We start from the raw sequence: 20279 nt of genomic DNA on the forward strand, positions 1-20279 counted from the left end.
GGTTCTCCGCTCCCCCCGATCCCGAACCGGTCGGGCGCGTCCGGCGCGAGCCGCGCGCACCTGTCCGCCAATCCGCGACCCTTTCGATCGACATACGGTCGACGCGTGTCGCCCGTACGAGAGGTTCATTCCTGATGGCACCCTCGACGATCGAGCGATGGCGCGCCTACCTGCTGATCGCTGCACTGGCCGGCATGTTCATCCAGGGTTTCGTGCTGGTTTCGCTGCTTGCATGGCGCGTACCCGAAGCATTTTTCACGACGATGACGTTTCGCATCTGGATCGTCGTGGCGGTCGCCGCCGCGATCCTTTCGGCCCGCAAGCTTGCCGCCGCCGCGTTCAAGGGCGCACTGGACTGCGGCGACGTGCGCGTGACCGGAATCGGTCGCCGCACGGTAGTTGTGTCATCTGATTGCGCGTACCGTCGGTTGGTCGTCCTTCATATCCGGCTCAACGGGAACCGATACGGCGGCGTGCACGGGTGAGCCCGCGTGCGCGCGGCCGTTCCCGGGCGTCGCGGTCGTGCGGGTCACCACTGGGGAGAAGCATGGTTTTGCTGCATGTGCTGCGCGCGCTGGCCGAGGCAATGTCGATTGCCTGCGGGCTGGGCGTGGTGCTGGGCATTGCGTACACGATCACGGCCAGCGTGCTGGTCGGTCGGTTCTTTTCGCGGGCGGCGGCGGAGCCGCGCGCGTTTCCGGGTGTCACCATCGCGAAGCCGCTGCACGGCGACGAATGGGATCTCGTACAGCATCTCGAAAGCTTCTTCGCGCAGAATTATCCAGGGCCGATCCAGCACCTGTTCGGCGTGCACGATGCGGGCGACGCCGCACTGGCGGCCGTCGAGACGTTGCGCGCACGCTACCCGGACGCGAACATCAAGGTCGTGGCCGATGCGCGGCTGTACGGACCGAACCGCAAGATCGCCAATCTCGTGAACATGCTCGAATACGCGGAGCATTCGGTGCTCTGTCTCGCCGACAGCGACGTGGTGGTCGAGCGCGATTATCTGCGCGCCGTCGTCGGCGCACTACAGCAGCCGGAGGTCGGCATCGTGACGAGCGTGTATCGCGGCGTCGCATCGCCGGGCTTCTGGCCCGGGGTTGCCGCAGCGATGACGAACTACCATTTCCTGCCGGGCGTCATTACCGGACTCTTCATCGGGCGCGCGCGGCCATGCTTCGGGCAGACGATTGCGATCACGCGCGCGACGCTGGAACGCATCGGCGGGCTGGCGCGTTTCGCGCATCACCTGGCGGAAGATCATGCGCTCGGCGAAGCGGTGCGGCAGGCGGGCGCGCAGGTCGTCATTCCGCCGTTCGTCGTCGGGCATGCCAGCGGCGAAGAGACGTTCGCCCGGTTGTACGCACACGAATTGCGCTGGAGCCGCACGATCCGCGCGGCGGACCGGCTCGGTCATGCGGGGTCGGTGCTGATGCACCCGGTGCCGCTCGCGCTGCTGGCGCTGCTGTTCTCCGGCGGCGCGGCCGCCGCGTTCGGGCTGACGGTCGCGGCGCTCGCGGCGCGCGCACTGCTGATGCTGACAACGAGCCGCGCGACCGGTGCCGGGCTGCGCGGCGCGCTTTGGCTGCCGTTCGTCGATCTCCTGCAATTCGTGATCTTCGTATCGAGTTTCTTCTCGTCGCATGTCGTGTGGCGCGGCACGCGCTTTCGCGTCGACCGGGAAGGCCTGCTGTCGCCGGCGGGGGACTCATGACGACGGAGACGAACACCGGCGCCGCCCGTGCAGACCCGGGCGCTTCGCGAGGCGATGCACGGCTTCGTCACGTGGGGCGCGCGGCCGCGCTCGGCGGGCTGGCGCTCGCGGTGTGGTTGCTCTGGCGCGAGCATCCGCTCGACATCCTGCATCGCCTGCAGATCGCCGGCGTCGGGCTGCTGGTCGCCGCGCTCGCGCACATCCTGCCGATGCTCGCGAATGCGTGGGACTGGCGGATGCTGATTCGCGGCCCGCGCCGGCCGTCGTTCGCGACGATGCTGAAGCTCGTGTGGATCCGCGAATCGATCAACGGCTTGCTGCCGGTCGCGCGCATCGGCGGCGAGATCGTGTCGTTCGGGTTGCTGCGGCAGGCGGGCGTGCGCCCGGCGACGGCCGTGGCCAGCCTCGTCGCCGACATGCAGCTGACGCTGATCAGCCAGTTGATCTTCGCGCTGGCCGCGATCGGCTATGTGCTCGCACACGTGTCGTCCGATGCCGCGCGGGTGGCCGCGAACCTCGCGATCGGCATGGCCGCGCTGGTGCCGGTGCTGCTGCTGTTCGCGCTGGTGCAGCATGCGCGGCCGTTCGAACGTGCGATGCGCGTGCTCAACCGCGTCACGAGCGGCAAGGTGGTGGCGCTGGTCGGCGAATCGGCGCGCACCGATCAGTCGATCCGGATGATCTGGAGAAGGACGGGCGTCGTCGTGCGCTACCTGGGGATCTGGCAGACGCTGCAGTTCGCGGGTTATGCGCTGGAAATCTGGCTGGCGCTGACCTTTCTCGGCGCGGATCCGACTTTCGCGCAGGCGCTGGCGATCGAGGCGATGATCCAGCTCGTGAGCAGCATCGCGTTCATGATGCCGGGCGGCCTGGGTGTGCAGGAGGGCGGGTTCGTACTGATCGGCGGGCTGCTCGGGTTCGATCCGCCGACCTGTCTCGCGCTGGCCGGCGCGCGCCGCGTGCGCGACCTGCTGTTCTATCTGCCGGGCTTGCTGGCGTGGCAGCAAGCGGCCGGCGCGGCGCGGCCGCCGTCCGGTGCGAAGCGCGCATCGTCGCCCGTCGGGGAGTCCGTCGGGCCGCGCTGACGCGGCCCGACGTCGCCGGCCTGCCGGGCGGGCAGTGGCGCCGCCGATGCGGCTGCTTGCCCGTCGGGCGGCGCGATCATCAGCGCCGTTCGTCCGCGATATGGCTGCGGATCACGTCCGCGAACGACGTGTCGCCCTTCAGCCCGAGCGCTTCCGCACGCGACGTATCCCAGCGGCCCGGCCAGCTGCCGACGATCTTCTCGACGCGTTCGTCGGGCGCGTGGCGAATCAGCTTCACGACCTCGTCGCCCGCGACTTCGCGCAGCGCCGCGATCATCTCGTCGACCGACACTGACAGCCCCGGCAGGTTGATCACGCGCTTGTTGCCGAGCTGCGCGCCGTCGATCTCGCAACCGGCGACGAGCGCGTCGATCGCGCCGCGCGGCGACAGCAGCCACAGCCGCGTCGAGCCGGGCACCGGGCACACGCTTTCCTCGCCGTTCAGCGGCTCGCGGATGATGCCGCTCGCGAACGACGACGCGGCCGCGTTCGGGCGGCCGGGCCGCACGCTGATGGTCGGCAGCCGCAGCACGCGGCCGTCGACGAAGCCGCGCCGCGCGTAGTCGCACAGCAGCAGTTCGGCGATCGCCTTCTCGGCGCCGTACGACGATTGCGGGTTCAGCGCGGTGTCGTCCTGCACGACGTCGGGCAGCGCGCCGCCGTACACCGCGACGGAGCTCGTGAACACGACGCGCGGCCGGTGGCCGCGTGCGCGGCACACTTCGAGCAGCGTGCGCGATGCGTCGAGGTTGATCCGCATGCCGAGATCGAAATCGGCTTCGGCCTGCCCGCTGACGATCGCCGCGAGGTGGAAGATCGCGCCCGTCTGCGTGTCGATCGCGCTGTCGAGCACCGCGCGATCGGCGATGTCGCCGACGATCGACGTCACGCGCGCATCGCCGAAATCGCTGCCCTTGACGACGTCGAGCAGCACCAGTTCGTCGATCTTCTCGACACGGCCGTCGGGGCCGGTCAGTTCGCCGCGCTCGAGCAGCTTGCGTGCGAGACGCTGGCCGAGAAAGCCGGCGCCGCCGGTGATCAGTACTTTCATGTTCTTCATCCTCTTGGGAATACGGGAATCACAGGTACGGCTTGATCCAGCCGAGGCCTTCCGACGTACCGGCCTTCGGCCGATATTCGCAGCCGATCCAGCCGTCGTAGCCAAGCGCGTCGATCAGCGCGAACAGGTACGGGTAGTTGAGTTCGCCGACATCCGGCTCGTGGCGCTCCGGCACGCCCGCGATCTGGATATGGCCGATGCTCGCGAAATCGCGCTTGAGTTTCATCGCGAGATCGCCTTCGACGATCTGGCAGTGGTAGCAGTCGAACTGCACCTTCAGGTTCGGCGCGCCGACTTCCGCGCAGATCGACTGCGCATCGTCCTGGCGGCTCAGAAAATAGCCGGGCATGTCACGCTGGTTGATCGGCTCTATCAGGATCGTGATGCCGTGCGCGGCGCCCGCCTGCGCCGCATGCCGCAGGTTCGCCAGATAGGTGTCGCGATGGCGCGCGCGATCGGCGCCGGGCGGTACCATGCCGGCCATCACGTGCAGTTTCTTGTTGCCGATCACGCGCACATAGTCGAGCGCCTGGTCGATGCCGCGGCGGAATTCATCCTCGCGGCCCGGCAGCGATGCAATGCCGCGTTCGCCCGTGGCCCAGTCGCCCGGCGGTGCGTTGAACAGCGCCTGTTCGAGGCCGTGCGCGTCGAGGCGCGCGCGGATGTCCTCGGCGGCGAAGTCGTACGGGAACAGGTACTCGACGGCCTTGAAGCCGTCGTGTGCGGCAGCGGCGAAGCGTTCGAGAAACGCATGCTCGGTGTACATCATCGAGAGGTTGGCGGCGAAGCGTGGCATGGCGGCGGGTCCTGTGAATGAATGGGGCGGGGCGCCGTGCGCCCCGCGTCGAATGATGAATCGGCCTGCGGCGGATCAGCGGTTCACGAGTTTCGCGGGCGTGAGCCACACGGCGATCGCGCCGATCACGAGCATCGCGGCCAGCACGTACATGCCGGACGACGTGCTGTGCGTGACGTCCTTCAGGTAGCCGATCACGTACGGGCTCGCAAAGCCGGCGAGGTTGCCGACCGAGTTGATGATCGCGATCCCGGCCGCGGCCGCGGAGCCCGCCAGGAACGCGGTCGGCAGCGACCAGAACAGCGGGGCGCAGGTCAGCACGCCGCCTGCCGCGAGCGACAGGAACACGATCGACACCGCCGTATTGTGCGAGTACGACGCGGCGACCGCAAACCCGAGCGCGCCCATCAGCGCCGGCACGATCAGGTGCCAGCGGCGTTCGCGGCGCTTGTCCGCGCTGTGGCCGAACAGGTTCATCACGACGATCGCGACGACGAACGGAATCGCCGACAGAAGGCCGATCTGCAGCGTATCGGTGATGCCGGTCGATTTCACGAGCGTGGGCATCCAGAACGTGAGCCCGTACTGGCCGGTGACGAACGCGAAGTAGATCAGCGACATCCACCACATGCGCGGGTCCGAGAATACGGCCTTCAGCGAATGGCCGTGCTGCTGCTGTTCCTGCGGCTGCGCGGCGATTTCATCTTCGAGCAGCTGCTTCTCGCGCTCGTCGAGCCACTTCGCGCCGCGGATGCTGTTGTCGAGATACAGGATCGTCGCGATGCCGACGAGCACGGCCGGCACGGCTTCGATCATGAACATCCATTGCCAGCCGTGGAAGCCCGAGCCGCCGTGGAAACGCTCCATGATCCAGCCCGACAGCGGGTTGCCGAAGATGCCCGACACCGGAATCGCGGACATGAACACCGCGATGATCTTCGCGCGGCGATGCGACGGGAACCAGTACGTGAGGTACAGGATCACGCCCGGATAGAAGCCGGCTTCCGCGAGGCCGAGCAGGAAGCGCAGCACGTAGAACTGCGTCGGCGTCTGCACGAACGCGAACAGCGCCGACAACAAGCCCCACGTGATCATGATCCGCGCGATCCAGATGCGCGCGCCGAGGCGGTGCATCAGCAGGTTGCTCGGCAGTTCGAACAGGAAGTAGCCGAGGAAGAAAATCCCCGCGCCGAGCCCGAACACGGTTTCGCTGAACGCGAGATCCTGCGACATCTGCAGCTTGGCAAAGCCGACGTTCACGCGGTCGAGATATGCGACCACGTAGCAGAGCATCAGGAACGGCACGATGCGCCAGAATACTTTCTTGTAGGTGCGGTCGAGTTCGCCCGATTGGGCGGCCGCGGCGGCCGCGGCGGGCGAGCGGCTTGCGGCCGCGTCGAGAGCAGTCATCGTCGTCTCCTGGACTATCGTGTGCCGGCGGCGCGTACGCCGCCGGATCGTGTTGTGTGTGCTGACGGAAAGGCCCGTGCACACGGCGGGCATGGAAATCGGTACGTACTACTGCGTGATCAGGCCGCGACGCGTTACCAGCGCGCGCCGAAGGCCTGGCGCAGTTCGTCGAGCGCCGCGTCGGACAGCGGTTCGGGCTTCGGCTGCGTCATCAGCCATAGCCGCGCGGTTTCCTCGAGCTCCTCGAGCGCATACGACGCGTGCGATACCGACGGCCCCCACATCACGGGGCCGAGACGGTCGAGCAGCACGCCGCGCACCTGGTCGGCCAGCGCCGCGACTTCGGCCGCGACGGCCGGGTCGCCGGGGCGGCGGTAACGGATCAGCGGGATGTGGCCGACCTTCATCACGTAGTACGGCGTGATCGGCGGCAGCACGTCGGTGTCGCGCCACACGCCGGCGAGCGTCAATGCGACGAGGTGCGTCGAATGCGTGTGGACGACGCCGTTCACCTCCGCGTTGCGCGCATAGATGCCGCGATGCAGCGCGAGCGTCTTCGACGGCCTGCCGCCCGATACGGGCTGACCGTCGATGCCGACCTTCGCGATGTCGTTCGGGTCGAGCCGGCCGAGGCACGCGTCGGTCGGCGTGATCAACCAGCCGTCATTCAGGCGCGCGCTGATGTTGCCGGCGCTGCCGACCGCATGGCCGCGCGCATACAGGCTCGCGCCGACCACGCAGATCTCTTCGCGCAGTTTTGCTTCGTCGCTCATCGTGCGGCTCCGTCCAGCGCGCGCAGCGCCTTGTCGAAAAAGTCCGTGGTGCCGAAGTTGCCGGATTTCAGCGCGAGGCCGAGCGGCTGCGCGTCGATGGTGGCCGTGGCCGGCACGCCCGGATCGATCTGCGCGCCGATCTGCAGCGACTTCACGTCGAGCGCCTGCACGACCGCGCCGGACGTCTCGCCGCCCGCGACGACGAACTTGCGTACGCCGAGTTCGCGCAGCCCGCGGGCGATCGCCGCGAGCGTGCTTTCGACGAGATGGCCGGCCGCGTCGACGCCGAGCGCCTGCTGCACGGCCTTCACTTCGTCGGGCGTGGCCGTTGCGTAGATCAGCACGGGTTGCGGCAAGTGCGCGCGCGCAAAGGCGAGCGCCTGCTCGACGACGGGCTCGCCGCGCGATGCCGCGAGCGGGTCGATGCGGAAGCTCGGCCGCGTCGCGCGCCACGCGGCGACCTGCGCGTTGGTCGCCTTCGATGCACTGCCGGCGAGCACGGCCGACAGGCCTTCGATGCGCGGCAGCGACGCCGCGTTGTCGCGCTCGGGCAACTGCTCCGCGCGGCGGAAATTCGCCGGCAGGCCGAGCGCGATGCCCGAGCCGCCGGTGACGAGCGGCAGGCCCGCGCACGCTTCGCCGAGGACGTAGAGATCGCGGTCCGACAGCGCGTCGGCGATCGCGAAGCGCGCGCCTTCCGCGCGCAGCTGGTCGATCCGCGCACGCACGGCGGCCGCGCCGAGCGCGATCGTGTCGTAGCGGATCAGGCCGACCGGCGACTTCGTCTGCCGCTGCAGCACGCGTACGAGGTTCGCGTCCTTCATCGGCGTGAGCGGATGATTTTCCATCCCGGATTCGTTCAGCAGCACGTCGCCGACGAACAGGTGGCCGCGATAGATCGTGCGGCCGTTCTCGGGGAACGCCGGGCATGCAATCGTGAAGTCGCCGCCGGCCGCATCGAGCAGCGCGTCGGCCACCGGCCCGATGTTGCCGGCGTCGGTCGAGTCGAACGTCGAGCAATACTTGAAGAAGAACTGGCGGCACCCTTGCGCGCGCAACCATTCATACGCGGCCAGCGATTGCGCGACGGCGTCGGCGGCGGGAATCGTGCGCGACTTCAGCGCGACGACGATCGCGTCGGCGTCGACGGTCGTGTCGGCAGCGGCGCCGTCGGCGGGCACGCCGATCGTCTGCACGGTGCGCATGCCGCTCTTGACGAGCATGTTCGCGAGATCGGTCGCGCCGGTGAAATCGTCGGCGATGCAGCCGAGCAGGGGACGGGAAGCGGAAGCGGTCATGGCAGAAGCGTCGTTCGAATCAGCGGGCGGGCGGCAGCGTGATGCCGGGGAAAGTCTTGATCACGGCGGAATCGTCCTCGCCGCCGTGGCCGGCGCTCGACGCGCTCATGAACATCTGGTGCGCGGTGGCCGACAGCGGCAGCGGGAATTTGCTGCGGCGCGCGGTATCGAGCACGAGGCCGAGATCCTTCACGAAAATGTCGACGGCCGACAGCGGCGTGTAGTCGCCGTTCAGGATGTGCGGCACGCGGTTCTCGAACATCCACGAATTGCCGGCGCTGTGCGTGATCACGTCGTACAGCGCGTCGGCATCGACGCCTTCGCGCAGGCCCAGCGCCATTGCCTCGGCGGCCGCCGCGATATGCACGCCGGCCAGCAGCTGGTTGATGATCTTCACTTTCGAGCCGATGCCGTGCGCGTCGCCGAGGCGATAGACCTTGCCGGCGATCGCGGCGAGCACGTCCTCGCAGCCCGCGTACGCGGCGGCCGGGCCCGACGTCATCATCGTCATCTCGCCGGAGGCCGCGCGCGCGGCGCCGCCCGACACGGGCGCGTCGAGCATCTGCAGGCCGGCCGCTTCGATGCGCGCGCCGAGTGCGACCGCGAATTCGGGCGCGACGGTCGCGCTCGCGATCACGACGCCGCCCGGCTGCATCGCCGCGACCGCACCGTGTTCGCCGAACAGCACCGTTTCCGTTTGCGCGGCATTGACGACGAGCGTGACGACGACGTCGCACTGTGCACCGAGTTCGGCCGGCGTCGCGCACGCGATGCCGCCTTCGGCGGCGAACGCCTGCAGCACGGTGTCGCGCACGTCGCATGCGTGGACGCGCAGGCCGGCGCGCAGCAGCGAGCGTGCGACGCCGAGGCCCATCGCGCCGAGGCCGATGACTCCAACATTTCGTGACATGGTCAACCTTGATCGATTCAGGAGAGGTTCTGGACAACGGCGGCGGCGGGCGCCGCCGGCTTCAGCAGATGCCGGCTTCCGCGAGACGGCGGGCGGCGTTGTACATGTGCGTGCGCGCCGCGTTGCGGGCGGCCATCGGGTCGCGTGCGCGAATCGCGTCGGCGATCGCCGCGTGCTCCTCGCGCACCTGCCGCGAGAAATCCTCGCGCGTCGCTTCGTTGCTGCGCGTGACCTTCACGCCGGCTTCGAGGTACTGGTTCAGGAACTGCAGCGTCTTCAGGAAATACGGGTTGCCGGTGACGGCCGCGATCGTGCGGTGGAACGCGACGTCTTCCGCGACGCCGTCGCGCCCTTCGGCCACCGCTTCGTCGATCTTGCGCAGCGCGTCGTCGATGTCGGCCATGTCGTCGGCGGTGTGGTGCAGCGCGGCTTCGGCCGCGACTTCCGCCTCGATCGCGCGGCGCACCGCGAGCAGGTGCGGCAGCGAGCTCGCCTCGACGGCTTCCGCGTAGTCGATCCGCAGCGGCCGGATCGCGCCGTGCTGGTTCACGAACACGCCGCTGCCCTGGCGCGGCTCGACCACGCCTTCGTTCTTCAGCCGCGAGATCGCCTCGCGGATCACGGTGCGGCTCACGCCGAATTCCTGCGCGAGCACGGCCTCGGTCGGCAGTTTGCCGGTGGCCGAGAAACTGCCCACTTCGATCTGCTTGAGCAGTTGCTGCGCGACATGGTCGCTCATCGCGCGGGCCGGAATTTTCTCGAACATGATGCTCAGGTTTGTAAGGTGATGTGGTCATCATACAAATTTGAACGTGCATCAGCATCCGGGATAACCCTCGTTTTACGGCGGGCAACGTCGGCTAATTTAACTGGAACCGGTTCCAACAGCGTCGAAATCGATGCGAACGTGTGCGGTTTTGCAATCGGTCAGGGAAGGAGCGGGGCGCCCCGGTGCCGTCAGTCGGCGATGTCTTCGATGGCGTCGGCCGACGCATCGGGCGTCGCCTCGACTTCGGCCACGTCGCCGCCGCGCTCGCGATAGGTCGCCGGCGGCACGCCGAACTGCTTGCGGAATTCGCGCCCGAGGTGCGACGCATCGGCGAATCCGCAGCTCGATGCGATATCGGCGACCGTGCGGTCCGAGCTCGTCAGCAGCCAGGCGGCGGTGCGCAGCCGCACCTGTTTCGCGAATGCCTGCGGGCTCTTGCCGGTCTCGGCCTTGAACAGCCGTTCGAGCTGCCGCGTCGACAGGTCGAGCTTGCACGCCAGTTCCTCGAGCGGCAGCGCACGCCCTACGTGCTGTTCCATCAGAAGAATCGCGCGCTTGACCTTCGGATGCGTCGCCGGCTCGAGCCCCGGCGGATGCGGCTGCGGCGCGTTGCCTTTCTGCATCTCGCCGACGAGCAGGATGCGCAGCGCCTTCTGCACGGTCGCGTGATCGAAATGGCGCAGCAGGATCGCGGCGGCCACGTCGATCGACGCGCGGCCGCCCGAACACGTGATCCGGCGCCGGTCGATCACGAACAGGCGGTCGGCGATCAGCAGGTCGGGATCGGCGGACGGAAAGCGCTCGATGAAATCCCAGTAATGGAACCAGCTCACGCAGGTGCGGTAGCCGTCGAGCACGCCGGCGCGCATCAGCGTGAACACGCCGGTGCAGATGCCGACGACCGTCGCGCCGCCCGCCGCCGCGCGGCGGATGACCTCGAGCGTTTCAGGGCCGGCTTGCGGCCCCGAATGCAGCAGCCCGCCGACCACCACCACATAGTCGAACGGCTCGGCCGCGTCGAACGTTTCCCATGGCGTGATCTGGATCCCGCAACTCGCGCGCACCGGCGCGAGCGTCTCGCCGATCACGCTCCACGCGCAGCGCACGGGCTTGCTGTAGTCGCCGTCGTCGGCCGACAGCCGCAGCATGTCGACGAAGCCCGAGAAGGCCGTCAGCGTGAAGTTCGGCAGCAGCACGATGCCGAAGCGGATGCGCCGCGGCGCGGGTTCTGCGAGGGGGGAAGCGGGTACGTCGGGGGTCATCGCGGCCAATCTCGTCACGCCGGGCAGGCGGTCTCACTCGTTTCACTCGGTTTGCGGGTTACGGCTGCCGGAGGCGGCGCGGATGCAGCCAGCGTCGCCGATCGGCCGCGGCCGGACTTGTGGTTTTTCGTCGCGAATCATCGCCAAAACGCACTTTCGGGCCCGCCGGCGCCGCGCTTGGCGGCGCTATCCCACGCCGATGCCGTTTTTGTTCTATCGGCCGATTTTACGCTTTGATGTACTGGTGCCCAACGACATTTCACGCATGCAACCCAAAGGAAGCCAGATGAACGTCAGCGCGTTCGACCTGTTCAAGATCGGTATCGGCCCGTCCAGTTCGCATACGGTCGGCCCGATGATCGCCGCGTGCCGCTTCGCGTCGCACGTGGAGGACGCGAACCTGCTCGGCTTCGTGCGCCGCGTGCGGGTCGAGCTGTACGGCTCGCTCGGCGCGACCGGCAAGGGCCACGGCACCGACAAGGCCGTGCTGCTCGGCCTCGAGGGCCACCTGCCCGACACGATCGATCCGGACCTGATCGAGCCGCGGCTTGCCGCGATCCGCGCGGAGAAGTCGCTGTCGCTGCTCGGCAAGCAGTCGATCCGCTTCGACGAGAAGGAAAACATCGGCTTCTATCGCAAGCTGATGAGCGGCACGAGCATCGTGCACCCGAACGGGATGCGCTTCCAGGCGTTCGACGAGCACGGCCAGCTGCTCGTCGAGAAAGAGTATTACTCGGTCGGCGGCGGCTTCGTCGTGAACCGCGACGGCGATCGCGTGAACGGCGTGCGTGCGGCGGTCGAAGTGCCCTATCCGTTCCGCACCGGCGATGACCTGATGCGCCAGTGCCGCGAACACGGTTTGTCGATCGCCGAGCTGATGCTGCGCAACGAATCCGCGCTGCGTCCCGCCGACGAAGTGCGCGCCGGGCTGATGGCGATCTGGCGCACGATGGCCGCGTGCGTCGAGCGCGGCTGCAAGGTCGAGGGCGACCTGCCGGGCCCGATGCGCGTGAAGCGCCGCGCGGCCGAGATGAACAGCAGCCTGCGCGCGCGTTCGGAAGAGTCGCTGCGCGACCCGCTGTCGATGCTCGACTGGGTCAACCTGTATGCGATGGCCGTGAACGAAGAGAACGCGGCGGGCGGCCGGGTGGTCACCGCGCCGACCAACGGCGCGGCCGGCGTGATTCCCGCGGTGCTGCACTACTACGTGAAGTTCGTGCCGGGCTCGAACGAAGCCGGCATCGTCGAATTCCTGCTGACGGCCGCGGCGATCGGGATCATCTACAAGGAAACCGCGTCGATCTCCGGCGCGGAAGTCGGCTGCCAGGGCGAAGTGGGCGTCGCGTGCTCGATGGCCGCCGCCGCGCTCGCCGCGGTGATGGGCGGCACGCCCGACCAGGTCGAGAACGCGGCCGAGATCGGCATGGAGCACAACCTCGGGATGACCTGCGATCCCGTCGGCGGGCTCGTGCAGATCCCGTGCATCGAGCGCAACGCGATGGGCGCGATCAAGGCGCTGAACGCGTCGCGCATGGCGCTCAAGGGCAATGGCCAGCACTACGTATCGCTCGATTCCGTGATCAAGACGATGCGCGAAACCGGCGCCGACATGAAGACGAAATACAAGGAAACGTCGCGCGGCGGTCTCGCCGTGAACGTCATCGAATGCTAACGAAGGATCCAAACATGAGCCGCTACTCGATATTCAGCCTGTTCCGCAACGGCCTCTCGTATCACGAGAACTGGGAAAAGCAGTGGAAGAGCCCGGAGCCGAAGAAGGAATACGACGTCGTGATCGTCGGCGGCGGCGGCCACGGCCTCGCGACCGCGTACTACCTCGCGAAGGAGCACGGGATCACGAACGTCGCGATCCTCGAGAAGGGCTGGATCGGCGGCGGCAACACCGCGCGCAACACGACGATCGTGCGCTCGAACTACCTGTGGGACGAATCGGCCGCGCTGTACGAGAAGGCGATGAAGCTGTGGGAAGGGTTGTCGCAGGATCTGAACTACAACGTGATGTTCAGCCAGCGCGGCGTGATGAACCTTGCGCACACGCTGCAGGACGTGCGCGACACCGAGCGCCGCGTGAACGCGAACCGGCTGAACGGCGTCGACGCCGAATTCCTGACGCCCGCGCAGATCAAGGAAATCGAGCCGACGATCAACCTGAACAGCCGCTACCCGGTGCTCGGCGCATCGATCCAGCGCCGTGCGGGCGTCGCACGTCACGATGCGGTGGCCTGGGGCTTCGCGCGCGGCGCCGATCGCGCCGGCGTCGACATCATCCAGAACTGCCAGGTGACGGGCATTCGCCGCGAAGGCGGCGCGGTGGTCGGCGTCGACACGGTGAAGGGTTTCATCAAGGCGAAGAAGGTCGCGGTGGTCGCCGCCGGCAACACGACTACGCTCGCCGACATGGCCGGCGTGCGTCTGCCGATCGAAAGCCATCCGCTGCAGGCGCTGGTGTCCGAGCCGATCAAGCCGGTGGTGAACTCGGTGATCATGTCCAACGCGGTGCACGCGTACATCAGCCAGTCCGACAAGGGTGACCTCGTGATCGGCGCGGGTATCGACCAGTACACGGGCTTCGGCCAGCGCGGCAGCTTCCACATCATCGAAAGCACGCTGCAGGCGATCGTCGAGATGTTCCCGGTGTTCTCGCGCGTGCGGATGAACCGCCAGTGGGGCGGCATCGTCGACGTGTCGCCGGACGCGTGCCCGATCATCACCAAGACCGACGTGAAGGGCCTCTATTTCAACTGCGGCTGGGGTACCGGCGGCTTCAAGGCGACGCCCGGCTCGGGCTGGGTGTTCGCGCACACGATCGCCCGCGACGAACCGCATCCGCTGAACGCGCCGTTCGCACTCGACCGCTTCTACACGGGCCACCTGATCGACGAGCACGGCGCAGCCGCCGTCGCGCACTAACCGCACTGAGGAGAAAGAAACATGTTGCTGATCGAATGTCCGTGGTGCGGGCCGCGCGCCGAATCCGAGTTCACGTGCGGCGGCGAAGCCGACATCGTGCGCCCGGTGGCGAACGAGACCATGACCGACCGCGAATGGGGTGAATACGTGTTCATGCGCGAGAACAAGCGCGGGCTGCACAAGGAGCAATGGCTGCACACGCAGGGTTGCCGCCGCTGGTTCAAGGTCACGCGTGACACGGTGACCTACGATATCAAGGGCTACGAAAAGTTCGGCGGGGCTGCCATCAATGGCGCGGCTGCCGGCAACGCACACGAAGAGGGCACGAGCAAATGAGCCAGAAAGACCGCCTCGGCACCGGTGGCCGGATCAATCGCGCGATTCCGTTGACGTTCACGTTCAACGGCCGCACGTATCAGGGCTTCCAGGGCGACACGCTCGCGTCCGCGCTGCTCGCGAACGGCGTGCATTTCGTCGCGCGCAGTTTCAAGTACCACCGTCCGCGCGGGATCGTGACGGCGGACGTCGCGGAACCGAACGCCGTCGTGCAACTCGAGACCGGCCCGTACACGGTGCCGAACGCGCGCGCGACCGAGATCGAGTTGTACCAGGGGCTCGTCGCGACGAGCGTGAACGCCGAGCCGACGCTCGAGAACGACAAGTACGCGATCAACCAGAAGTTCTCGCGCTTCATGCCGGCCGGGTTCTACTACAAGACCTTCATGTGGCCGCGCAACATGTGGCCGAAGTACGAAGAGAAGATCCGCGAAGCGGCCGGCCTCGGCAAGGCGCCCGAGGTGCTCGACGCCGATCGCTATGACAAGTGCTACGCGCACTGCGACGTGCTCGTGGTCGGCGGTGGCCCGTCGGGCCTCGCCGCCGCGCATGCGGCCGCCACGGCCGGCGCGCGCGTGATCCTGGTCGACGACCAGCGCGAACTCGGCGGCAGCCTGCTGTCGTGCCGCGCGGAGATCGACGCGAAACCCGCGCTGCAATGGGTCGAGAAGATCGAGGCCGAGCTGCGCAAGCTGCCCGACGTGACGATCCTGTCGCGCAGCACCGCGTTCGGCTATCAGGACCACAACCTCGTGACGGTCACGCAGCGCCTGACCGATCACCTGCCGGTGTCGATGCGCAAGGGTACGCGCGAGCTGCTGTGGAAGGTCCGCGCGAAGCGCGTGATCCTCGCGACCGGCGCGCACGAGCGACCGATCGTATTCGGCAACAACGACCTGCCGGGCGTGATGCTGGCGGGCGCGGTGTCCACCTACGTGCATCGCTTCGGCGTGCTGCCGGGCCGCAACGTGGTCGTGTTCACGAACAACGACCGCGCATACCAGACCGCGCTCGACCTGAAGGCGTGCGGCGCGAAGGTGACGGTCGTCGATTCGCGCGCGTCGTCGAACGGCGCGTTGCCGGCGGCGGCCAAGCGGCAGGGCGTGACGGTGATGAGCGGTGCGGTCGTCACGGCTGCTTCGGGCAAGTGGCGCGTATCGTCGGTCGACGTCGCGTCCTACTCGAACGGCCAGACCGGCGGCAAGCTGCAGACGCTGCCGTGCGACCTCGTCGCGATGTCGGGCGGCTTCAGCCCGGTGCTGCACCTGTTCGCGCAATCGGGCGGCAAGGCGTGCTGGAACGACGAGAAGGCGTGCTTCCTGCCGGGCAAGCCCGTGCAGGCGGAAGCGAGCATCGGCGCGGCGGCCGGCGAATTCGGGCTGGCCCGTGCGCTGCGGCTCGCGGTCGATGCGGGCGTGGAAGCGGCGAAGGCGGCGGGCTTCACGGCCGCGCAGCGTCCGGCCGCACCGCAGGTCGCCGAAACCGTCGAAGGCGCACTGCAACCGTTGTGGCTCGTCGGCAGCCGTGAGGCCGCGGCACGCGGGCCGAAGCAGTTCGTCGACTTCCAGAACGACGTCGCGGCGGCCGACATCCTGCTCGCCGCGCGCGAAGGCTTCGAGTCGGTCGAGCACGTGAAGCGCTACACGGCGATGGGCTTCGGCACCGACCAGGGCAAGCTCGGCAACATCAACGGGATGGCGATCCTCGCGGGCGCGCTCGGCAAGACGATTCCGGAAACGGGCACGACGACGTTCCGCCCGAACTACACGCCCGTGTCGTTCGGTACGTTCGCGGGCCGCGAGACGGGCGACTTCCTCGACCCGATCCGCAAGACGGCCGTGCACGAATGGCACGTCGAGCACGGCGCGATGTTCGAGGACGTCGGCAACTGGAAGCGGCCGTGGTATTTCCCGAAGAACGGCGAGGATCTCCATGCGGCCGTGAAGCGCGAATGCCTCGCGGTGCGCAACAGCGTCGGCATCCTCGACGCGTCGACGCTCGGCAAGATCGACATCCAGGGCCCGGACGCGGTGAAGCTGCTGAACTGGATGTACACGAACCCGTGGAACAAGCTCGAAATCGGCAAGTGCCGCTACGGGCTGATGCTCGACGAAAACGGCATGGTGTTCGACGACGGCGTGACCGTGCGCCTCGCCGACCAGCATTTCATGATGACCACCACCACCGGCGGCGCGGCGCGCGTGCTGACGTGGCTCGAGCGCTGGCTGCAGACCGAATGGCCCGACATGAAGGTGCGGCTCGCGTCCGTCACCGATCACTGGGCGACGTTCGCGGTGGTCGGCCCGAAGAGCCGCAAGGTCGTGCAGAAGGTGTGCCAGGACATCGACTTCGGCAATGAAGCGTTCCCGTTCATGAGCTACCGCAACGGCACCGTCGCCGGTGCGAAGGCGCGCGTGATGCGGATCAGCTTCTCGGGCGAGCTGGCCTACGAAGTGAACGTGCCGGCGAATGCGGGCCGCGCGGTGTGGGAAGCGCTGATGGCGGCCGGTGCCGAGTTCGACATCACGCCGTACGGCACGGAAACGATGCACGTGCTGCGTGCGGAGAAGGGCTACATCATCGTCGGCCAGGATACCGACGGCTCGATCACGCCGTTCGATCTCGGGATGGGCGGTGTCGTCGCGAAGTCGAAGGACTTCCTCGGCAAGCGCTCGCTGACGCGCTCGGATACCGCGAAGGAAGGCCGCAAGCAGTTCGTCGGCCTGCTGACCGAAGACGAACAGTTCGTGCTGCCGGAAGGCGCGCAGATCATCGCGAAGGACACGCAGGTGTCGGCGGTCGATCCGACGCCGATGATCGGCCACGTGACGTCGAGCTACTACAGCCCGATCCTGAAGCGCTCGATCGCGCTCGCGGTGGTGAAGGGCGGCCTGAACAAGATGGGCGAGAGCGTCGTGATTCCGCTGGCCAACGGCAAGCGCATCACCGCGAAGATCTCGAGCCCGGTTTTCTACGATACAGAAGGGGTGCGTCAGCATGTGGAATGAAACGAGAAACCAGACGCAGGTGGCGGGTGCGGGCGGCGTGACGCTTGAATCGCCGTTCGTCGGCGCGGCCGACGTGCTGAAGTCGCACCAGGCGCGCGCATCGAAGAAGTTCACGCTGCGCGAGCGGCCGTTCCTCGATCTCGTCAACGTGCGCGGCGAGTTGAGCGATCCGGCCTTCGTCGCCGCGTTCGAGCGCGTGGTCGGCTGCCGGCCGCCCGCGGAGCCGAACACGGTTGCGCGCGGCGCCGAGTACGACGTGCTGTGGCTCGGCCCCGACGAATGGCTCGTGCGCTCGAACGGGCCGGTTCAGGCCGGCGTGCTCGAAGCGAAGCTGGCGGAGGCCGTGCAGGGCTTGTACGCGGCGGCCGTCGACGTCGGCAGTGGCTACACGGTGGTCGAGATCAACGGCGAACGCGTGCGCGACGTGATCGCGCGCGGCTGCCCGCTCGATCTGCATCCGCGCGTGTTCAAGCCGGGCCAGTGCGCGCAGTCGCACTACTTCAAGTCGCCGATCACGCTGATCCCGACCGGCGACGAGTCGTTCGAGATCGTCCTGCGTCGCAGCTTCGCCGACTATTTCGTGCGCATCATGCTCGACGCCGCGGCGCCGCTCGCATCATGAAGCCGTTCGACGAACCGTTCGTGGCGATCGACGCGCCGCGCCTGCGCGGGCGCGGCTGGAGCGTGTTCGTCGACGAACTGAAGGTGCCCGCGCGAATCGGTATTCATGCGCACGAGCATGAAGCGCCGCAGCCGGTCGTGATCGACGCGCGGCTCGGGTATCGCTGCGAGCCGAGCGAGCAGGGCGAGTGGATCGACTACGACGGTTATTGCGCGCGTGTTGCGTCGTTCCTGTCGCACAAGCCGCATACGCGGCTGCTCGAGACGCTCGTCGCCGATCTCGCGGTGCTGTCGTTCCGCGAATGGCCGGCGCTGGAATCGCTGACGCTGTCGATGTACAAGCCGAAGATCCGGCCGGGGACGAAACGCGTCGGCGTGTCGCTCGACTGGACGCGTGGGGATTACCTGCGGTGGACGGGGGCGGCGGGGCAGCTTTGATCAAAGGGGGGCTGGATCAAGGCACGAGGGAGGTGATCCGGTGACTCCATGGGGCGGCGGCGCGAATGCGCCGCCGTACTCGTTTATAGTTCCTGAAATATGAGAATAATGGCTCGCCGCCAGCCTTTGGTCTTTTTGTTCCTGAAATATCGGAACAATTGGCGATCTGGCCGACGAGCGATATGGCACGGCCGGCGGTCAGTTCGGCTGCGTCAGTTGCGCTTCCCACTTCTTCAGGATGCGCACGCGTGCCTGACTGAAATCCACCCAACAGCTCAGCCAGGCGTCACTCGGAATCGTCTGCTGCGGATTGGCGGTCTTCACGTAGTCACAAGTATCGCCGGCAAAGCCGGCCCAACTCGTCTGCGATTTCGCGAGTTGGGCTGCAGCGTCGGGGTTGCGTTGGTGCAGTTTGCGCGCAAGCGACCGGTACGCGTTGTCGACTTGCTGCAGCTGCTGATCGAGCACGCAGCGTCGCACGGCGTCCATCGTCGGCCCTGCCTGTTCGCAGTCGACGACAGCGAAAGCCGATACAGGGCCGGCCGACAGCGCGACAATGGCGAACAGCCGAGCCGCGCAGCGTCGGGCTGGAGCCGTGCGAACGCGAGTGCCCATTGCTTACTTCGCGTTGCGGATCGCGGTGGGCGCCGCGGTCGACGGATCGCTGACCGGCATCATGTGCGCCTTCCCGTCGCTCGCGGTATTCGCGCTTTTTGCATCGTCATCGGGTTCGAGCACGAACCGGAACGAATCGACCCGCTGCATCACTTTCGCCGCATATGCACTGGATCCGCCGCTGTAGCTCTTCAGCCCGGCCTGCACGTTGCCGCCGGCCGCTTTCACGTAGCCCGACAGAATGCGCGAGCCGGCTTCGACGTTCGCATTCGGCTCGGTCAGGTCCTTCACGTTGCGCAGCATGCCGCGGTGCGCGGCGGGCACGACCTGCATCAGCCCGGTTGCGCCGTGCTGGCCGCGCGCCTTTTCCTGGAAGCGCGATTCGATCGAAATGATCGCGTAAACGAGTGCTGGCGGCAGCGAATATTTCGTCGCAGTTACGCTCACGATATCCGCCAGCTTCGCGGCCCTTTCTCTTGCAACGCCGAATTTCTTCGTCAGGTAGGACGTGATGCGGCGGTTTGCTTCGTTTGGCTGATCGTTGGCGTCCGCGAGCGGCGCGGAGGCCACGGCCGGTGCGGATGCGAGCACGTCGGGCGCAGAGGCAGGCAATGCGGACGCCTGCTGCGCCGATGCCTGTTGCGCGATGCCGAGCGAAAGCACGATCAGCCAGAAGAACCATCGTCGCATGGTCGAGTGCGGGGAAATGGGAGGCGCATAGTATATCGACCAATCGCGGCAGGCGGTCGAGTGCTGGCTCGAATGAAAGCGATGTGTAGGCTTGTCACATTCGCGATGACCGAGGACCGAGGACAGATCGTTGCACGGACACGCATCGGAGTCCGGATGAACGCTAGTTGATGATCTCGCCCATGCCGGTTTCGATGCGGCTTCTGAGTTGCTCGATGAACTCCGGATCGTAGGGTTCCCAGCTATCGAGTTCGCCAACGATCTTCACAGGCAGCGTGCTTCGATACGATCGCGTCGGATTGCCCGGGAATTTCTTGTCCGTGACGTTCGGGTCGTTTTCGAATTCCCCGGTGGGCTCGACGATATAGACCCGCGGCCGGCCGTCGCCTTTGGCCATTTCCGCAGCCAGGCCGGCGCCTTTGGGCAGGGCCGTGAAGTAAATGTGATTCATCACGACGTCGTTCCGATAATTCGATCTGAAGCCCGCTGTCAGCAAGTCGCCGATCCGCAAATTCGCTTTCGTGCCATGAAAGAACGGGCCGGTATCCAGGACAGACATG

At 67.2% G+C, this 20279-nt stretch carries 20 protein-coding genes; 9 read left to right on the forward strand and 11 right to left on the reverse strand.

Annotated elements, in window-relative coordinates:
- The first annotated feature begins 194 nt into the window (after nucleotides 1-194).
- The 3 genes from HWW87_RS35180 to HWW87_RS35190 all read left to right on the forward strand — a co-directional run bounded on the left by HWW87_RS35180 (nucleotide 195) and on the right by HWW87_RS35190 (nucleotide 2802).
- Nucleotides 195-485, forward strand: a complete 291-nt coding sequence (locus HWW87_RS35180; RefSeq protein WP_208449973.1) for a hypothetical protein — start codon at nucleotides 195-197, stop codon at nucleotides 483-485.
- A 62-nt stretch (nucleotides 486-547) separates the two neighbouring features.
- Nucleotides 548-1717 carry a bacteriohopanetetrol glucosamine biosynthesis glycosyltransferase HpnI gene (hpnI, locus tag HWW87_RS35185; protein ID WP_175824126.1) on the forward strand — a complete coding sequence of 390 codons (1170 nt, stop codon included), beginning with the start codon at nucleotides 548-550 and terminating at the stop codon, nucleotides 1715-1717.
- Nucleotides 1714-2802 carry a lysylphosphatidylglycerol synthase domain-containing protein gene (locus HWW87_RS35190; RefSeq protein WP_175824127.1) on the forward strand — a complete coding sequence of 363 codons (1089 nt, stop codon included), beginning with the start codon at nucleotides 1714-1716 and terminating at the stop codon, nucleotides 2800-2802. Before hpnI ends, HWW87_RS35190 begins: the two co-directional genes overlap by 4 nt.
- A 79-nt stretch (nucleotides 2803-2881) precedes the next feature.
- Here the strand turns inward: HWW87_RS35190 and denD are convergent, their stop codons facing one another.
- From denD to HWW87_RS35230, 8 genes are all read right to left on the reverse strand, one after another.
- Complete coding sequence (gene denD / locus HWW87_RS35195; RefSeq protein ID WP_175824128.1) at nucleotides 2882-3853, reverse strand: D-erythronate dehydrogenase; 972 nt, start codon at nucleotides 3851-3853, stop codon at nucleotides 2882-2884.
- A gap of 28 nt (nucleotides 3854-3881) precedes the next feature.
- Nucleotides 3882-4658: a 2-oxo-tetronate isomerase gene (gene otnI, locus HWW87_RS35200; protein WP_175824129.1), complete on the reverse strand. Its 777-nt coding sequence runs from the start codon at nucleotides 4656-4658 to the stop codon at nucleotides 3882-3884.
- Nucleotides 4659-4733: 75 nt separating this feature from the next.
- A complete protein-coding gene (locus tag HWW87_RS35205; RefSeq protein WP_175824130.1) occupies nucleotides 4734-6068 on the reverse strand; it encodes an MFS transporter in 1335 nt (444 codons plus the stop codon).
- 134 nt (nucleotides 6069-6202) lie between these two features.
- Nucleotides 6203-6841 (reverse strand): aldolase, encoded by a 639-nt coding sequence (locus HWW87_RS35210; RefSeq protein WP_175824131.1) that lies wholly within the window; start codon nucleotides 6839-6841, stop codon nucleotides 6203-6205.
- The gene (gene otnK, locus HWW87_RS35215; RefSeq protein ID WP_175824132.1) at nucleotides 6838-8139 is read right to left on the reverse strand and encodes a 3-oxo-tetronate kinase; all 1302 of its coding nucleotides are present in this window, start codon (nucleotides 8137-8139) and stop codon (nucleotides 6838-6840) included. Before otnK ends, HWW87_RS35210 begins: the two co-directional genes overlap by 4 nt.
- Nucleotides 8140-8158: 19 nt before the next feature.
- Nucleotides 8159-9049, reverse strand: a complete 891-nt coding sequence (gene ltnD / locus HWW87_RS35220) for an L-threonate dehydrogenase (RefSeq protein WP_069231585.1) — start codon at nucleotides 9047-9049, stop codon at nucleotides 8159-8161.
- A 61-nt stretch (nucleotides 9050-9110) separates the two neighbouring features.
- Nucleotides 9111-9815 (reverse strand): FCD domain-containing protein, encoded by a 705-nt coding sequence (locus HWW87_RS35225; RefSeq protein WP_048989515.1) that lies wholly within the window; start codon nucleotides 9813-9815, stop codon nucleotides 9111-9113.
- Between the two features lie 191 nt (nucleotides 9816-10006).
- Nucleotides 10007-11080, reverse strand: coding sequence for a GlxA family transcriptional regulator (locus HWW87_RS35230; protein ID WP_175824133.1), 1074 nt, complete (start codon nucleotides 11078-11080; stop codon nucleotides 10007-10009).
- A gap of 286 nt (nucleotides 11081-11366) precedes the next feature.
- Here HWW87_RS35230 and HWW87_RS35235 point away from each other — a divergent pair, with 286 nt between their 5' ends.
- Genes HWW87_RS35235 through HWW87_RS35260 form a run of 6 tightly spaced genes read left to right on the forward strand, consistent with a single transcriptional unit; the run spans nucleotide 11367 to nucleotide 18414 of the window.
- Nucleotides 11367-12752, forward strand: a complete 1386-nt coding sequence (locus HWW87_RS35235; RefSeq protein ID WP_175824154.1) for an L-serine ammonia-lyase — start codon at nucleotides 11367-11369, stop codon at nucleotides 12750-12752.
- A gap of 14 nt (nucleotides 12753-12766) precedes the next feature.
- Nucleotides 12767-14011, forward strand: coding sequence for a sarcosine oxidase subunit beta family protein (locus tag HWW87_RS35240; RefSeq protein WP_006480591.1), 1245 nt, complete (start codon nucleotides 12767-12769; stop codon nucleotides 14009-14011).
- 21 nt (nucleotides 14012-14032) lie between these two features.
- Nucleotides 14033-14347: a sarcosine oxidase subunit delta gene (locus HWW87_RS35245; protein WP_006757386.1), complete on the forward strand. Its 315-nt coding sequence runs from the start codon at nucleotides 14033-14035 to the stop codon at nucleotides 14345-14347.
- Nucleotides 14344-17355 (forward strand): sarcosine oxidase subunit alpha family protein, encoded by a 3012-nt coding sequence (locus HWW87_RS35250; protein WP_175824134.1) that lies wholly within the window; start codon nucleotides 14344-14346, stop codon nucleotides 17353-17355. The genes HWW87_RS35245 and HWW87_RS35250 overlap by 4 nt, the downstream gene beginning before the upstream one ends.
- Nucleotides 17345-17977 (forward strand): sarcosine oxidase subunit gamma, encoded by a 633-nt coding sequence (locus tag HWW87_RS35255; RefSeq protein ID WP_175824135.1) that lies wholly within the window; start codon nucleotides 17345-17347, stop codon nucleotides 17975-17977. Before HWW87_RS35250 ends, HWW87_RS35255 begins: the two co-directional genes overlap by 11 nt.
- A complete protein-coding gene (locus HWW87_RS35260) occupies nucleotides 17974-18414 on the forward strand; it encodes a dihydroneopterin aldolase (protein ID WP_023476367.1) in 441 nt (146 codons plus the stop codon). The genes HWW87_RS35255 and HWW87_RS35260 overlap by 4 nt, the downstream gene beginning before the upstream one ends.
- 198 nt (nucleotides 18415-18612) lie before the next feature.
- On the opposite strand, the gene HWW87_RS35265 is transcribed toward HWW87_RS35260, so the two are convergent.
- The 3 genes from HWW87_RS35265 to arr all read right to left on the reverse strand — a co-directional run bounded on the left by HWW87_RS35265 (nucleotide 18613) and on the right by arr (nucleotide 20278).
- Nucleotides 18613-18903 carry a lysozyme inhibitor LprI family protein gene (locus HWW87_RS35265; protein WP_244107403.1) on the reverse strand — a complete coding sequence of 97 codons (291 nt, stop codon included), beginning with the start codon at nucleotides 18901-18903 and terminating at the stop codon, nucleotides 18613-18615.
- 129 nt (nucleotides 18904-19032) lie between these two features.
- Nucleotides 19033-19719: a lytic transglycosylase domain-containing protein gene (locus tag HWW87_RS35270; protein WP_175824137.1), complete on the reverse strand. Its 687-nt coding sequence runs from the start codon at nucleotides 19717-19719 to the stop codon at nucleotides 19033-19035.
- 163 nt (nucleotides 19720-19882) lie between these two features.
- Nucleotides 19883-20278 carry an NAD(+)--rifampin ADP-ribosyltransferase gene (gene arr, locus HWW87_RS35275; RefSeq protein ID WP_175824138.1) on the reverse strand — a complete coding sequence of 132 codons (396 nt, stop codon included), beginning with the start codon at nucleotides 20276-20278 and terminating at the stop codon, nucleotides 19883-19885.
- Nucleotide 20279 lies beyond the last annotated feature (1 nt).

It is taken from the genome of Burkholderia sp. BCC0419 (assembly GCF_902830285.1).
Lineage (GTDB): Bacteria > Pseudomonadota > Gammaproteobacteria > Burkholderiales > Burkholderiaceae > Burkholderia.

Excerpts from the sequence above, each read along its gene's own strand:
- HWW87_RS35180 (WP_208449973.1), top strand. The coding sequence starts at position 195 with ATGTTCATCCAGGGTTTCGTGCTGGTTTCGCTGCTTGCATGGCGCGTA.
- hpnI (WP_175824126.1), top strand. The coding sequence starts at position 548 with ATGGTTTTGCTGCATGTGCTGCGCGCGCTGGCCGAGGCAATGTCGATT.
- HWW87_RS35190 (WP_175824127.1), top strand. The coding sequence starts at position 1,714 with ATGACGACGGAGACGAACACCGGCGCCGCCCGTGCAGACCCGGGCGCT.
- denD (WP_175824128.1), bottom strand. The coding sequence starts at position 3,853 with ATGAAAGTACTGATCACCGGCGGCGCCGGCTTTCTCGGCCAGCGTCTC.
- otnI (WP_175824129.1), bottom strand. The coding sequence starts at position 4,658 with ATGCCACGCTTCGCCGCCAACCTCTCGATGATGTACACCGAGCATGCG.
- HWW87_RS35205 (WP_175824130.1), bottom strand. The coding sequence starts at position 6,068 with ATGACTGCTCTCGACGCGGCCGCAAGCCGCTCGCCCGCCGCGGCCGCC.
- HWW87_RS35210 (WP_175824131.1), bottom strand. The coding sequence starts at position 6,841 with ATGAGCGACGAAGCAAAACTGCGCGAAGAGATCTGCGTGGTCGGCGCG.
- otnK (WP_175824132.1), bottom strand. The coding sequence starts at position 8,139 with ATGACCGCTTCCGCTTCCCGTCCCCTGCTCGGCTGCATCGCCGACGAT.
- ltnD (WP_069231585.1), bottom strand. The coding sequence starts at position 9,049 with ATGTCACGAAATGTTGGAGTCATCGGCCTCGGCGCGATGGGCCTCGGC.
- HWW87_RS35225 (WP_048989515.1), bottom strand. The coding sequence starts at position 9,815 with ATGTTCGAGAAAATTCCGGCCCGCGCGATGAGCGACCATGTCGCGCAG.
- HWW87_RS35230 (WP_175824133.1), bottom strand. The coding sequence starts at position 11,080 with ATGACCCCCGACGTACCCGCTTCCCCCCTCGCAGAACCCGCGCCGCGG.
- HWW87_RS35235 (WP_175824154.1), top strand. The coding sequence starts at position 11,367 with ATGAACGTCAGCGCGTTCGACCTGTTCAAGATCGGTATCGGCCCGTCC.
- HWW87_RS35240 (WP_006480591.1), top strand. The coding sequence starts at position 12,767 with ATGAGCCGCTACTCGATATTCAGCCTGTTCCGCAACGGCCTCTCGTAT.
- HWW87_RS35245 (WP_006757386.1), top strand. The coding sequence starts at position 14,033 with ATGTTGCTGATCGAATGTCCGTGGTGCGGGCCGCGCGCCGAATCCGAG.
- HWW87_RS35250 (WP_175824134.1), top strand. The coding sequence starts at position 14,344 with ATGAGCCAGAAAGACCGCCTCGGCACCGGTGGCCGGATCAATCGCGCG.
- HWW87_RS35255 (WP_175824135.1), top strand. The coding sequence starts at position 17,345 with ATGTGGAATGAAACGAGAAACCAGACGCAGGTGGCGGGTGCGGGCGGC.
- HWW87_RS35260 (WP_023476367.1), top strand. The coding sequence starts at position 17,974 with ATGAAGCCGTTCGACGAACCGTTCGTGGCGATCGACGCGCCGCGCCTG.
- HWW87_RS35265 (WP_244107403.1), bottom strand. The coding sequence starts at position 18,903 with ATGGACGCCGTGCGACGCTGCGTGCTCGATCAGCAGCTGCAGCAAGTC.
- HWW87_RS35270 (WP_175824137.1), bottom strand. The coding sequence starts at position 19,719 with ATGCGACGATGGTTCTTCTGGCTGATCGTGCTTTCGCTCGGCATCGCG.
- arr (WP_175824138.1), bottom strand. The coding sequence starts at position 20,278 with ATGTCTGTCCTGGATACCGGCCCGTTCTTTCATGGCACGAAAGCGAAT.